Annotated in this window: 12 protein-coding genes; 7 read left to right on the forward strand and 5 right to left on the reverse strand. The window is 71.2% G+C overall.

Going from position 1 to position 13781, the window contains the following annotated elements; all coding sequences use genetic code 11:
- The first annotated feature begins 57 nt into the window (after positions 1 to 57).
- The 3 genes from leuC to ACGFY5_RS17175 all read left to right on the forward strand — a co-directional run bounded on the left by leuC (position 58) and on the right by ACGFY5_RS17175 (position 3368).
- A complete protein-coding gene (gene leuC, locus ACGFY5_RS17165; RefSeq protein WP_392720866.1) occupies positions 58 to 1485 on the forward strand; it encodes a 3-isopropylmalate dehydratase large subunit in 1428 nt (475 codons plus the stop codon).
- Positions 1486 to 1491: 6 nt separating this feature from the next.
- Entirely contained in the window at positions 1492 to 2091 is a 600-nt protein-coding gene (leuD, locus tag ACGFY5_RS17170; protein ID WP_392720868.1) for a 3-isopropylmalate dehydratase small subunit, read from the forward strand.
- Between the two features lie 245 nt (positions 2092 to 2336).
- Positions 2337 to 3368 carry an HU family DNA-binding protein gene (locus ACGFY5_RS17175; protein ID WP_392720870.1) on the forward strand — a complete coding sequence of 344 codons (1032 nt, stop codon included), beginning with the start codon at positions 2337 to 2339 and terminating at the stop codon, positions 3366 to 3368.
- An 89-nt stretch (positions 3369 to 3457) separates the two neighbouring features.
- Here ACGFY5_RS17175 and ACGFY5_RS17180 read toward each other — a convergent pair whose 3' ends face one another.
- From ACGFY5_RS17180 to ACGFY5_RS17200, 5 genes are all read right to left on the reverse strand, one after another.
- Positions 3458 to 4420 (reverse strand): NUDIX domain-containing protein, encoded by a 963-nt coding sequence (locus ACGFY5_RS17180; protein WP_392720873.1) that lies wholly within the window; start codon positions 4418 to 4420, stop codon positions 3458 to 3460.
- Positions 4417 to 5949, reverse strand: a complete 1533-nt coding sequence (locus ACGFY5_RS17185) for a CHAD domain-containing protein (protein ID WP_392720874.1) — start codon at positions 5947 to 5949, stop codon at positions 4417 to 4419. Before ACGFY5_RS17185 ends, ACGFY5_RS17180 begins: the two co-directional genes overlap by 4 nt.
- A 16-nt stretch (positions 5950 to 5965) precedes the next feature.
- Positions 5966 to 8332 (reverse strand): RNA degradosome polyphosphate kinase, encoded by a 2367-nt coding sequence (locus ACGFY5_RS17190; RefSeq protein ID WP_392722497.1) that lies wholly within the window; start codon positions 8330 to 8332, stop codon positions 5966 to 5968.
- Between the two features lie 320 nt (positions 8333 to 8652).
- Entirely contained in the window at positions 8653 to 8868 is a 216-nt protein-coding gene (locus ACGFY5_RS17195; protein ID WP_392720875.1) for a hypothetical protein, read from the reverse strand.
- 31 nt (positions 8869 to 8899) lie between these two features.
- Positions 8900 to 9637: a 2-phospho-L-lactate guanylyltransferase gene (locus tag ACGFY5_RS17200; RefSeq protein WP_392720877.1), complete on the reverse strand. Its 738-nt coding sequence runs from the start codon at positions 9635 to 9637 to the stop codon at positions 8900 to 8902.
- A 112-nt stretch (positions 9638 to 9749) separates the two neighbouring features.
- Here ACGFY5_RS17200 and ACGFY5_RS17205 point away from each other — a divergent pair, with 112 nt between their 5' ends.
- The 4 genes from ACGFY5_RS17205 to ACGFY5_RS17220 all read left to right on the forward strand — a co-directional run bounded on the left by ACGFY5_RS17205 (position 9750) and on the right by ACGFY5_RS17220 (position 13761).
- Positions 9750 to 10466 carry a lysophospholipid acyltransferase family protein gene (locus tag ACGFY5_RS17205; protein WP_392720879.1) on the forward strand — a complete coding sequence of 239 codons (717 nt, stop codon included), beginning with the start codon at positions 9750 to 9752 and terminating at the stop codon, positions 10464 to 10466.
- Complete coding sequence (locus ACGFY5_RS17210; protein WP_392720880.1) at positions 10463 to 11482, forward strand: NAD(P)H-dependent glycerol-3-phosphate dehydrogenase; 1020 nt, start codon at positions 10463 to 10465, stop codon at positions 11480 to 11482. The genes ACGFY5_RS17205 and ACGFY5_RS17210 overlap by 4 nt, the downstream gene beginning before the upstream one ends.
- Entirely contained in the window at positions 11479 to 12567 is a 1089-nt protein-coding gene (locus tag ACGFY5_RS17215) for a cystathionine gamma-lyase (RefSeq protein WP_392720881.1), read from the forward strand. Before ACGFY5_RS17210 ends, ACGFY5_RS17215 begins: the two co-directional genes overlap by 4 nt.
- An 81-nt stretch (positions 12568 to 12648) precedes the next feature.
- Positions 12649 to 13761: a D-alanine--D-alanine ligase family protein gene (locus tag ACGFY5_RS17220; protein ID WP_392720884.1), complete on the forward strand. Its 1113-nt coding sequence runs from the start codon at positions 12649 to 12651 to the stop codon at positions 13759 to 13761.
- Positions 13762 to 13781 lie beyond the last annotated feature (20 nt).

Genomic DNA, 13781 nt, shown 5'->3' on the forward strand with positions numbered 1-13781 from the left:
CCACAAGACGAAACTACCATCCCACATCGCAGGAAGTCATGAGGTTGGGAGCCTGACATGGGCCGAACGCTCGCGGAGAAAGTCTGGGACGCACACGTAGTGCGTTCGCAGCCGGGTGAACCGGATCTGCTCTACATCGATCTGCACCTCGTACACGAGGTCACCAGCCCGCAGGCGTTCGAGGGACTTCGCCTCGCCGGGCGGCCGGTACGCCGTCCCGATCTCACGATCGCGACCGAGGACCACAACGTCCCCACCGTCGACATCGACAAGCCGATCGCCGACCCGGTGAGCCGCACGCAGGTCGAGACGCTGCGCAAGAACTGCGCCGAGTTCGGCGTCCGCCTGCACCCGATGGGCGACGCCAGCCAGGGCATCGTGCACGTCATCGGTCCGCAGCTGGGGCTCACCCAGCCGGGCATGACGGTGGTCTGCGGCGACAGTCACACGTCCACGCACGGCGCGTTCGGCGCGCTGGCGTTCGGCATCGGCACCAGCGAGGTCGAGCACGTGCTCGCCACCCAGACGCTGCCGCTGAAGCCGTTCAAGACGATGGCGATCAACGTCCGCGGAAGCCTGGGCGAGGGCGTCACGCCGAAGGACATCATCCTGGCGGTCATCGCCAAGATCGGCACCGGCGGTGGCCAGGGCTACGTCCTGGAGTACCGGGGCGAGGCGATCCGGGCGCTCTCCATGGAGGGCCGGATGACGATCTGCAACATGTCGATCGAGGCGGGCGCCCGCGCCGGCATGATCGCGCCGGACGAGACCACGTTCGCGTACCTGCGGGGGCGTGACCACGCGCCGGAGAACCAGGACTGGGACACCGCGGTCGAGTACTGGAAGTCGCTGCCCACCGACGAGGACGCGACGTTCGACGTCGAGGTCGAGATCGACGCGGACGCGCTGACGCCGTTCGTCACCTGGGGCACGAACCCGGGCCAGGGCCTCCCGCTGGGCGAGAGCGTCCCCGACCCGGCGTCGTTCACCGACCCGGGCGCCCGCACCGCCGCCGAGCGCGCGCTGGAGTACATGGGCCTCACCGCCGGTACGCCGTTGCGTGACATCGCTGTCGACACGGTCTTCCTCGGTTCCTGCACCAACGGCCGGATCGAGGACCTGCGTGCCGCCGCCGCGGTGCTCGACGGGCGGCAGGTCGCCAACGGCGTCCGCATGCTCGTCGTGCCGGGTTCGATGCAGGTCAAGCAGCAGGCAGAGGCCGAAGGCCTCGACAAGGTCTTCAGCGAGGCGGGCGCCGAGTGGCGTCAGGCGGGCTGCTCGATGTGCCTGGGCATGAACCCCGACACGCTCTCGCCCGGTGAGCGCTCGGCTTCCACCTCGAACCGCAACTTCGAGGGACGCCAGGGCAAGGGCGGCCGCACGCACCTGGTTTCGCCGTTGGTGGCCGCCGCGACCGCGATCACCGGCCACCTGGCGGCACCGGCCGATCTGCCGCCCGTCGAGACCGCAGCTGTGGGGAGCTGACAAATCATGGAGCAATTCACGACGCACACCGGGCGCGCAGTTCCACTGCGCCGATCCAACGTCGACACGGATCAGATCATCCCGGCGGTGTATCTCAAGCGGGTCACCCGCACCGGTTTCGAGGACGGACTCTTCTCGGCCTGGCGCAGCGATCCCGAGTTCGTGCTCAATCAGCCCGAATACGCCAACAACACGATCCTGGTCGCCGGGCCCGAGTTCGGAACCGGTTCCTCGCGCGAACATGCGGTCTGGGCGTTGATGGACTACGGCTTCAAGGTCGTCATCTCGCCCCGGTTCGCGGATATCTTCCGCGGTAACTCGCTCAAGGCCGGCCTACTCACGGTTGTTCTCCCGGAAGAGACCGTCGAGTCGCTCTGGAAGGTGATCGAGGCCGATCCGACCAGCGAGGTCACCGTGGATCTGCGGACTCGTCAGGTGCGCTTCTCAGACCGTGTCGAGGAATTCGAGTTCGACGACTACAGCCGTTGGCGCCTGCTCGAAGGCCTCGATGACATCGGTCTGACACTCCGCCACGCGGATGCCGTCGACGAGTTCGAGAAGCAGCGTCCGAGCTGGTTGCCGCGCACCCTCTCGACCGTGCAGTAAGCCGTACCGTCGGCTCGAACCGGCCGGAATCCGTTGCCAGCAACGGATTCCGGCCGCTTCTTTTTTCGGCGGTACACGGCGCTTCTCACGCTCAAATCGGGCCTTCAACGGGTGAAACCGTTACGACACAACGAAATTCGTCCCTCAATGGTCATTGTGCATTCTCGAAAGCGGGCCTAACGTTCGCGCCGAGGCGTCCGGCCTGCGCGCATTCGTACCTGGATGCGCACTTCGAGGGGGAACTAGTGAACAAGACCGAACTGATCGAGGCACTCGTGCAGCGGCTCGGTGACAAACGCGCCGCTACCGAGGCTCTCGACGGAGTGCTCGAGGAGATCCAGCGGGCCGTCGCTCGCGGCGAGCGCGTCGGCATCACCGGCTTCGGCACTTTTGAGAAGCGCACCCGCAACGCGCGCACCGCGCGCAACCCGCGCACCGGTGAGACCGTGAAGGTGAAGAAGTCGTTCGCCCCGGCGTTCAAGGCGGGGCAGGGCTTCAAGGATGTCGTGACCGGCACCAAGAAGCTGGCGAAGGCTCCGGTGGCGTCGACCGCGGCGGTGTCCGGGTCCACGTCCGCTCCGGTCGCGGCTGCGACCCGCACCACCGGTACGACGGCCCGCGCCACGACGACCGCGTCCCGCAACGGTGCCGCCCGTCCGGCGTCGGCTCGTGCGGCGTCCGCCCGCTCGGTCAACGGCACGCCGACGCGTGCGACGAAGAGCACCGCGAGCGCCACCAAGTCCACCGCGTCGCGCGCCACGGCGACGAAGGCTCCGGCGAAGGCGGCGGCGAAGGCCACTGCGGCCAAGTCCACCGCGTCGCGCGCCACCGCGACGAAGGCTCCGGCGAAGACCGCGGCGAAGGCCACTGCGGCCAAGTCCACCGCGTCGCGCACCACCGCGACGAAGGCGACTCCGGCCAAGACCGCCGCCAAGGCCACCACGGCGACGAAGACCGCCGCCACGAAGGCCGCGACGACGAAGGCCACCACCCGGGTGGCGGCCACCAAGGCGACCGCGGCGAAGACCGCCGCCACCAAGGCCACGGCCAAGACCGCTCCGGCCAAGGCCACCGCCAAGGCGTCTCCCGCGAAGGCCACGAAGTCGGCTGCCACCAAGACGACTCCGGCCAAGACGGCTGCCACCAAGACGGCCGCCGCCACGGCGACCAAGGCTCCGGCCAAGACCGCGACCGCCAAGGCTGCCCCGGCGAAGGCGGCCACCGCGTCGAAGTCGGCGGGCAAGAAGGCCAAGCCGGCCGGCAAGAAGAAGAAGTAGGAACTGTTCGACCGGGTTGCCGGCCGCGGGACCAACGAGACGTCGCGGGGAAGCGACGTTCTCCCAGGCCCCGCGGCCGGCCCCGGCGGTTAGGGGTTGCTCCCGGGGCGGATCGTCGGCAGGTAGTCGGCCTGCACCAGCCGCTCACCCGAGAAGTGCAGCACCCACGCACTGCCCTTGCGGCTCCGCACCGAACCGCGCCGATGGGCCACCGGATTGCTGTCGACGATCGCGTCGTCGGCCTCGGCCAACTCGGTGATGACGCCGGGGATCAGACCACCCTGGCTGCACACCGCCGAGACGTCGCCCTCCGCGGCGAGCGCCCGGAACCGCGCGACGACGGCGTCCGGATCGTCGAACGACTCCTCGTCGAACGCCGTCTCGGAAGTGACCTTCAGCCCGAGCGCCGACGCCAGCGGTTCGATCGTCTGCTGGCACCGCAGCTTCGTCGCCGACAGCACGCGCTCCGGGCGGAACCACGGCAGCAGATCCGCCAGCCACACTGCCTGCGCCTGCCCGCTGGGCTCCAGCGGACGATCGGCGTCGGGTCCGGTCCAGGTGTTCTTGTTCCCCGCCTTCGCGTGCCGGACGAGCAGCACGGTCGCGGTGATCTCCGGCAGCGCGGCGAACGTGCGGATCACGCCGGCGTCGTGCCCGTGCGTCATTCGCGTGGCCGCCTCCTCGGGCGGGAGCCAGGCCAGGCCGTCGACCTCTTCGTTGCGCGTGAACTCGCCTTCGGCGGCACGCATCGCCCAGTAGTCGACGGTCTTGGGCACCAGGCCCGGTGCGTCGGTGGTGCGGTGGCGACCGCGCGGCTCGACCAGGTAGGACGTCGACGGCAGGCGCGGGCCCACCACCGGCTGGAGGCCGGTCTCCTCGATCACCTCGCGGCAGGCGGCGGCCAGCACGTGTTCGCCCAGGTCGAGCTTGCCCTTGGGCAGCGACCAGTCGTCGTAGCGCGGCCGGTGGACGACGGCGAGCTCGACGCCGTCCACACCCTGCCGCCAGACGACGCCGCCGGCCGCGCGAACCGTCGCGTCGTCGTCGCTCATCCCCGTAGCCAGCCCGTCAGTTTCGGCCGATCGGTGCGCTCCCACACCGGCGCGAACCGTTCGCGCGACGCGTGCACCGCGGCCCGTTCCCGCTCGTACAGCCGCCCGCAGGTGATGACCAGTTCGGTGTCGTCGGAGTGGGCGAGCGCGATGTCCCGCCACTCGTCGGCCGCGATCGCCGCGTCCTGGTGCTCACCGAGTACCTCCTGCACCTCGGCGCAGGCCTTGGCCAGCCGGGTGGCCGGTGCACCGATCACCGGCGCGACGGCCTCGGACGCGTACCGCGAGCGCTTGGCGCGGATACGGGAGGCGTGCCAGGTGTCGTCCGGGTCCTCGAGCGTCAGCTTGCCCGCCTTCCGCGCCAGCTTGTCCCACACCGTCTCGACCATGGCGGGGAGCACCCAGACGGCTCGCTGGTCGGCGAGGTCGACGGTCTCCGGCGTGCGCACGGTCTCGATCAGCAGGTCCAGCAGGGCGGGGTAACGGTCCGAGCTCAAAGCGGCGTCCAGGTTTTTCAGCGCCTGCCGCTGCCGGTCGCCGAGGATCGAATCGATCCGGGTGACGACCGCGGGGTCCAGTGGCGCGAGTGGATCGGTGTCAGCGGTCGACCGTAGCCGGGCGCGGAGCACTTCGGCGTCCCGGGGGCCGCCGAGCGCCGCCGCCAGCCACCGCAGCTCCGCGTCGATCGGCGCTACCCACTCGTCGTCCACCAGCGGGCCGAACGTCCGCAGATCGCTGCGCAACCGCCGGCAGCAGACGCGGGCCTGGTGCACCGCGTCCTTCTCGTCGCGGCGGACCCGCACGTCGAAGTCGAGCAGCCGGCGCGCCGAACGACGCAGCACGAACGCGATCGCGTCCGCCGCCGACGAGTTCTCGTTGACCTCGCCCGCGACCGGGACGTCCGGCGGTGCGATGGCCCGGCGGCCGAGCGCACGCACCAGCTTCGGCGTCGTCGCTCCGGCGGCTGCACCTGCCTCCACCAGCACGGTCGACGCGGCGGCCATCGCCTTGTCGGCCTTCTTCCCGTCAGACTTCCGCTCGACCTCGATCTCGCGGAAACTCGTCCGGACGCCGGACCCGTCGGCCAGCAGCCCACGGCCCTCCGACACCTCGACGGTGTCGTCGACCAGTTCGGCCAGCGTGCTGTCCCCGGTGCGGATCAGGTACCGGTCACGGTCCGTGCGCAGCGTCGCCACCGCGACCAGCGGCGCGGTCCGCACCCACGCGGTGACCAGCGCGGTCAGCTCGAGCGGGGGAGTGTCGGCCGGGCCGTCGACAGCGATCTCCTCGCGGACGGTCGCCCCGGCCGCCGTGGCCCCCCGGGGAAGTTTCAAATGCCACGGCGGGCCGTCCTCGCCCGTGCGGTGCCGCAGCGTGATGCCGAGCCGGGCCAGCCGCAGGTCGGCGGTGTCGTAGTAGACCGCGGTCAGCACCTGGCGACCCTGGGCCTCGACCCGATCGCCCACCCCGGACAGGTCCGGGAGGGCGAACTTGCCATGGACGCCGAACTTCAGTTCTTCTTCGCGCAACAGGTGTCCCGCTTCCTCAGCCGATGATCCGGGTCAAAAGCGTTTCCTGGACGTCACGCAGCGGGCGGTCGGGGGACCCCTGCCGACGCGTCCACCCGCCGTCCGGTCCGAGCTCGAACGCGGACGCCGACGCGGCCAGCGAGGTGTCGAGCGTCGACCGGAGCGTGCGGCGCGCCTGCTCGTCGGTCACCCGGACCATGGCCTCGACGCGGCGGTCGAGGTTGCGGTGCATCATGTCGGCCGAGCCGATCCAGAACTCCTCGGCCTCCGTGCCGGGAGCCCCGTTGCCGAACCGGAGCACCCGCGAGTGCTCCAGGAACCGGCCGAGGATCGAGCGCACCCGGATGTTCTCCGAGAGCCCGGGGACGCCCGGCCGCAGCGCGCAGATGCCACGGATGATCAGGTCGACGCGGACACCGGCGCGCGAGGCCCGGTACAGCGCGTCGATGATGCCCTCGTCGACGATCGAGTTGGCCTTGAGCTGTATCAGGCCGGGGCGACCGGCCTTCACGTGTTCGATCTCGCGGTCGAGGCGCTCGACGATGCCGCGGCGGACGCCGTACGGCGCCACCATCAGCGTCCGGTAGTCGGTCTGGCGCGAGTACCCGGTGAGGACGTTGAACAGGTCGGTCAGGTCACGGCCCACGTCGGGGTCGGCAGTGAACAGGCCCAGGTCCTCGTAGAGGCGCGCGGTCTTCGGGTTGTAGTTGCCGGTGCCGATGTGCGCGTAGCGGCGAATGCGGCCGTTCTCGTTGCGCACGACCAGCGACGTCTTGCAGTGCGTCTTCAGGCCCACCAGGCCGTAGACGACGTGGCAGCCCGCACGCTCCAGCGCCTTCGCCCAGGAGATGTTGGCCTGCTCGTCGAAGCGCGCCTTGATCTCGACCAGGACGACGACCTGCTTGCCGGCGCTGGCCGCGTCGATCAGCGCGTCGACGATCGGCGAGTCACCGGAGGTGCGGTAGAGCGTCTGCTTGATCGCCAGCACGTTCGGGTCGACGGCGGCCTGCTCGATGAAGCGCTGCACGCTCGTCGCGAACGAGTGGTACGGGTGGTGCACCAGCACGTCGCCCTCGCGCAGCGTCGCGAACACGCTGCGCGGCGTCTCGCCCTCGGAGAACCGCGGGTGGGTGGCGGGCACGAACGGCTCGTACTTGAGCTCCGGTCGGTCGACGGCCGCCAGCGCGAACAGCCCGGAGAGGTCGAGGATCCCCGGGACGCGCAGGACGTCCTGCTCGGCCACGTCGAGCTCGCGGACGAGCAGTTCGAGCACGTGCTCGCTGACGTTCGCCGCCACCTCGAGCCGAACGACCGGCCCGAACCGGCGGCGGGCCAGTTCGCGCTCGAGGGCCTGCAGGAGGTCCTCGTCGCGGTCCTCCTCGACCTCCAGGTCGGCGTTGCGGGTGACGCGGAACAGGTGGTGCTCGACGACCTGCATGCCGGGGAAGAGCTGGCTCAGGTGGACCGCGATGAGGTCCTCGACCGGGAGGAAACCGCCCTCCACGGCGACGAACCGCGGCACGTTGTCGGGCACCTTGACGCGGGCGAAGCGCTCCGAGCCCTGGCCGCTCTCCGGGTCGCGGACCACCACCGCGAGGTTGAGCGAGAGGCCGCTGATGTACGGGAACGGGTGCGCGGGGTCGACGGCCAGCGGGGTGAGGACCGGGAAGATCAGCTCGCGGAAGAACCGGTGCAGGCGGTGCTGCTCGTCGTCGGAGAGCTCGGCCCAGTGCAGGATCTTGACGCCGGTGGCTTCCAGCGCGGGCTGGACGTCATCGGAGAAGCAGCGGGCGTGGCGTTCGACCAGCTCAGCGCCGCGCTGGGCGATCAGCGCGAGCTGGTCGCCGGTGGAGAGACCGTCCACCGAGCGGACGGAGAGGCCGGTGGAGCGGCGGCGCTTCAGGCCCGCGACCCGGACCATGTAGAACTCGTCGAGGTTCGACGCGAAGATCGCGAGGAACTTGGCGCGCTCGAGCAGCGGCACCGTGACGTCCTCGGCGAGCGCGAGCACGCGGGCGTTGAAGTCGAGCCACGAGAGCTCGCGGTTGAGGAACCGCCCCTCCGGGAGCGGCTGGTCCTCCAGCGGGACGTCGTCCTCCTCGAGCTGTTCGACCTCTTCGATCAGCTCCTCGGTGGAGACCGGAGCCGCTTCACCGGCGGCGTCGGCCACCGGGATGCCGAGCTCGTCCACCTCGTCGCTGTCGTCGACCGACTCCACGCCCGCCGTGGTCGCAGCCCCGGCGACCGCCGCCGCGTCCGCCGCATCCGCCGAGGTGACGGCGTCGACCTCCGCCGTGGTCCCAGCGCCGGCGTCCGCCGAGGCCGCGGTGGCGGGGGGCTCGGGCTGGCCCTCCGCTGCGGCGTCCGCGACCTTCGGGTCCACCGGGGCGACCGGGGTCGTCGGCGTCCGGAGCGGGCCGTCCTCCACCGGTGCCTCGACGGGTTCCACGACGGCGGTGGAGCCGTTGCGCTCGGCAGCGCTCACCGGGGCACCCACGGTGGCGTCCTCCGGTTTGACGTTGCCCCGGGTACGGCCGATGAATCGGCCGCTTGCATCCCGGGTGCGGATGGCTCGTTCAGTGCTGCCACCGGTGTTCGCGGTGCTGTCAGTCGTGGCGCTCACGGTCCCATCCTTCCCGCCGTCGGGTAGTTCCTGTCCAGAAATCCTGATCTGACGTCACATGCACAACGTGCGAACGTGAGTCAGCCGAGGCTGGTGAACGTGACGATCGTTACCAGCGAGACCGCGCCCGACGCGTCCCGTTCCAGCCGGACGCGCTGACCGGGCCGCAACAACCGGAGCCCACCGGCGGCGAACGCTGCCGCGTCGAACGGGACGTCGCTGCCGTCGTCGAGCAGGACGCTGCCCTCGTGCGTCTCCGGAGCAAAGAGCCTCACGGTGCCCTGGACGCTCGTCACGCAGTTCACTCTAGGCCCCGGCCTGCGGAATTCAGCAGGCGCAGCGCATCGGATCGAAGAGCGCGGCCGTCCGCGGCCCGAGCCCGAGCGATCGGGCCGCGTCGAGGTCGGTCGCGGTGTCCACGTCCTGCCGGAGCGAAATCCCGACCTCCCCGGTTGCCGCCAGGTCCACCGCGCCGCCGCGGGCGTGCAGCAGCGCCGACCCCGGTCCGTAGTCGGGCTCCAGCGGCACGCCCCGGGGCGCGGCGAGCAGCGTGGTGCCGGTCCCGGCGACGTCGGGCACGAACCCGCGGGCACCCAGCCGCTCGACGGCACGCAGCACGACGTCGAGCTGTGTGCTTTTCAAGGCGGGAAGGTCCGCACCCAGCGTGGCCGTACCGCGGCCGCCGCGCCCGTCCGCGCCGCTGAGCAGGGCAGCCATCGCCGCACCGTGCCGCAGCGCGGGGTTGAGACCCGAGCGCGGCGCGTCGGGAACGCAGACCGCTCCGAGCGCGCTCAGCGCCGCGACCGCGACGCGGTCGTCGGTCACCACCACGACGCGGTCGACGGCCGGCGTGGCCAGCACGGCCGCGACGGTGTCCAGGGCCATCGCGAGGGCGACGTCGGCGTGCCAGTCGTCGGGCTCGTCCGGCGGGTCGAGCGCACCCAGCGGATCCGGACCGCTGGCGGTGTAGGTGAACAGCGCGGCGGACGCGGGCAGCGTCGCGCGCAGCCGGCTCTTCGCCTGCCCCAGCCGCTTGACCGGCGTAACGATCGACCATCCCGTCACGTCTCTATCCTCACACTGTTCAAGCGCGTTTCTTCCACCCAGCGGCGTAGGGTGAGGTTTCCTGCAGGTTGGGGCCCGCCGGACCCCCGTACGGCGAGGAGGCGGCACCGCGGTGCGCCGGGGATTCTGGCTTCGGTTCGCAGAGTTCATCCTGCGTCCGCTGTTGAACGTTTTCACCAAGCGGACCTGGCGCGGATGGGAGAACGTTCCCGTCAGCGGGCCGGCGATCTTCGTCGCGAACCACACCTCGATGGCGGATCCGCTCGTCATCGCGCACTTCCTCTACGACCGTCCCCGCGAGATGCGGGTGCTGGTGAAGTCGAGCTTGTTCTCCGTTCCGCTGGTCGGCACCGTGCTGCGGTCGTCCGGTCAGATTCCGGTCCACCGGGCCACCCGCACCGCGGGGGACGCGCTACGCACCGCCGCGGCCCGTATCCGCGCGGGGGAAGCCCCGCTCATCTACCCGGAGGGCACCGTTACCCGCGACCCCGATCTCTGGCCCATGCAGGGCAAAACCGGAGCCGCCCGGCTGTTCCTCGACACCGGTGCGCCGGTGATCCCGATCGTGCAGTGGGGTGCGCACAACCTGCACGACTACCGCACCGGCAAGGTGCGCCTGCGTCCGCGCACGCCGGTCACGGTGTCGGCGGGGGCGCCCATCGATCTGTCTGCCTTCGTCGGTTCGCCGCCCACCGGCGTGGTCCTCAAAGAGATGACCGACGTGATCATGCGGCGGCTGCGCGACGACCTGGCCGAACTCCGCGGCGAGCCGGCGCCGACCGGCCCGCTCCACGTGTCCGACGAGAAACCGCGAGGGCTGGCGTCGTGAGTGGTTCTGACACCGTGCGCGCCGCGGTACTGGGTGCGGGTTCGTGGGGCACGGCGTACGCCAAGGTGCTGGCCGACGCGGGGTGCGAGGTCGTGCTCTGGGCTCGCCGCCCCGAGCTGGCCGAGGCGATCAACGCCCGGCGCGAGAACGGCGACTACCTGCCGGGCGTCCGCCTGCCCGACCGGTTGAGCGCCACCGCCGACCACGACCGGGCGCTCGACGGCGCCGACCTGGTGATCCTCGCGGTGCCGTCGCAGACGATGCGCGCGAACCTGGAGCGGTGGGCCGACGCGCTGGGCGGCGACGCAACGCTGGTCAGCCTCGCGAAGGGCGTCGAGCTCGGCACGCACAAGCGGATGACCGAGGTGATCGTCGAGGTCACCGGTGTCCCGGCCGACCGGGTCGCGGTCGTGTCGGGGCCGAACCTGGCCAAGGAGATCGCGTCCGAGCAGCCGGCCGCCACCGTGGTCGCCGCCACCGACCCGGCGCGGGCCGAGCTCCTGCAGCGTGCTTCCACCACGTCCTACCTGCGGGTCTACACGAACACCGACGTCGTGGGCGTCGAGCTGGGCGGGGCGGTCAAGAACGTGATCGCGCTGGCTTGCGGCATGGCCGAGGGCATGGGCTTCGGCGACAACACCAAAGCCTCACTGATGACGCGGGGCCTGGCCGAGACCGCGCGGCTGGGCGTGGCGCTGGGCGCCGACCCGATGACGTTCGCGGGGCTGGCCGGCATCGGTGACCTGGTCGCCACGTGCACGTCGCCGCTGTCGCGGAACCGGACGTTCGGCGAGCGGCTGGGCCGGGGCGAGACGCTCGAGCAGGCGATCGCGCACATCCGGCAGACCGCCGAGGGCGTGAAGTCGTGCCTGTCGATCCTCGAGCTCGCCGCCGTCGCGGGCATCGAGATGCCGATCACCGAGCAGGTCGTGCAGGTGTGCCACGAGGGCATCGCGCCGAGCGTCGCGATGAAGTACCTGATGCGGCGGGAGCCGAAGCCGGAGCACCGCTCGTGACCGGCGACGGCACCACCGCGTCGCACGCGGGGGAGCGACCCCCGGTTCCCGGCGAGCCGCACCGACCGGGCCCCGTGCTCTCGTCGGTGTTCCACCTGCCGGGCGCCTCCGACTCCTACGGCCGCACCGACAACCCCACCTTCCGTGACCTCGAGCGGGCGCTGGGTGAGCTGGAGGGTGGCGGGGTCTACGTCACGTCGTTCTCCTCGGGGATGGCGGCGATCTCGGCGGTCCTGTTCGGAACGCTGAAGGCCGGCGACACGGTCGTGATCCCGTCCGACGGCTACTACGCGACCCGTCCGCTGGCCGCCGACCGGTTGGCCGCGTTCGGCGTCACCGTGCGTGAGGCGCCGACCACGGGCCCGTACGACCTCGAGGGCGCGAAGTTGGTGCTGCTGGAGACGCCCAGCAACCCCGGCATGGACGTGTGCGACCTCGCCGCCGTCTGCGCCGAGGCCCACGCGGCGGGTGCGCTCGTCGCGGTCGACAACACCACGGCGACGCCACTGGGTCAGCGTCCGCTCGACCTCGGTGCCGACTTCGTCGTGGCCAGCGACACCAAGGCGCTCTCCGGGCACGGTGACCTGCTGATCGGCCACGTCAGCACCCGGGACGAGGCCCTGGCCGCGACCGTGCGTCAGTGGCGCACCTGGACGGGTGCGATTCCTGGTCCGTTCGAGGCCTGGCTGGCGCTGCGGTCGCTGGCGACGCTGGATCTGCGCTTGGAACGGCAGGCGGCGAACGCGCTGGCGGTGGCGTCGTTCCTGACGACCCGCCCCGAGGTGATCTCCGTGCGCTACCCCGGGCTGCCGAACGACCCCGCCTACCCCGTGGCCAGCAAGCAGATGCGCCGGTTCGGCGGCGTGCTGTCCGCGGTGCTCCCGGACGCGGCGTTCGTCCAGCGGATGCTGTCGATGTCACGCCTGGCGTCGGCGGTGACGAGCTTCGGGGACGTGCGCACGGGTATCGACCGACGGGCGCAGTGGGGCGGCGACGTCGTTCCGGAAGGGTTTGTCCGGATCTCTTGTGGAATCGAAGATCCCGAGGACCTGGTGGCGGACCTCACCGCCGCCCTCGGCGGATAACGCGGGGTAGGCCAGGAGGACTGAATTCCGACTTCAGGGCGGGCGGGCGGGGGGTGTAGGGCCGGATGTAGGGTCTGGCCCGTGACGAGCGATCCCACCCCCGGGTCGAAGAGACTCCGCGTCGCCGTGATCTTCGGCGGACGCAGCACCGAGCACGCCATCTCCTGTGTCAGCGGGGGCGCCGTGCTGGCGGGCCTCGACCGGGACGAGTTCGACGTGATCCCGGTGGGCATCACGGCGGAAGGGCGCTGGGTCCTCGCGCCCGACGACCCGGCGCTGCTGCGTGCCGTCGGCCGTGAGCTGCCGACGGTCAAGGACGGCACCGAGGTGGTCCTGCCTGGCGACCCGACCCGCGGCGGACTGGTGGTCTCGTCACCGGCCGAGGGCGTGGGCGCGCTGGAAGGTGTGGACGTCGTCTTCCCGGTGCTGCACGGCCCCTACGGCGAGGACGGCACGATCCAGGGCCTGCTCGAGATGGCGGGGCTGCCCTACGTCGGGTCGGGGGTGTTCGCCTCGGCCGCGGCGATGGACAAGGAGTACACGAAGAAGCTGCTCGCGGCCGAGGGGCTCGCGGTCGGTGACTACGTGGTGCTGCGGGACGGCGCGACGCTGTCGTTCGAGCAGCGCGAGCACCTCGGTCTGCCGGTGTTCGTGAAGCCGGCGCGTGCCGGGTCGAGCATCGGCATCACCCGCGTCACCGACTGGTCGCAGTTCGACCAGGCCGTGGAGATGGCCCGTGCCGTCGACCCGAAGGTGCTGGTCGAGGCCGCCGTCGTGGGCCGCGAGGTCGAGTGCGGCGTGCTGGAAGGTGAGCACGGCGGCGCGCCGGAGGCGTCGCTGCCGGCGGAGATCCGCCTGGTCAGCCCCGACCACGACTGGTACGACTTCGAGGCCAAGTACCTCGACGACGCGTGCGAGTTCGACATCCCCGCTGTTCTTCCCGAGGGCGTCTCCGAGCGGCTGCGCGAGGCGGCCGGCCGGGCGTTCACCGCGCTGGGCTGCGCCGGCCTGGCCCGCGTCGACTTCTTCGTGACGCCCGACGGCGGGTTGGTCGTCAACGAGGTCAACACGATGCCGGGCTTCACCCCGATCTCGATGTTCCCCCGCATGTGGGCGGCCACCGGGCTGCCTTTCGACGAGCTGGTCGGGCGGTTGGTGCGCACCGCGGTCGCCCGTGGCTCCGGTCTGCGCTGACCGCCGGGCGCCCGCCGACC

The sequence above is a fragment of the Cryptosporangium sp. NPDC048952 genome (assembly GCF_043197895.1).
Classification (GTDB): domain Bacteria; phylum Actinomycetota; class Actinomycetes; order Mycobacteriales; family Cryptosporangiaceae; genus Cryptosporangium.

Coding starts and splice junctions, on each gene's coding strand:
- leuC (WP_392720866.1), top strand. CDS start 58: ATGGGCCGAACGCTCGCGGAGAAAGTCTGGGACGCACACGTAGTGCGT.
- leuD (WP_392720868.1), top strand. CDS start 1,492: ATGGAGCAATTCACGACGCACACCGGGCGCGCAGTTCCACTGCGCCGA.
- ACGFY5_RS17180 (WP_392720873.1), bottom strand. CDS start 4,420: ATGAGCGACGACGACGCGACGGTTCGCGCGGCCGGCGGCGTCGTCTGG.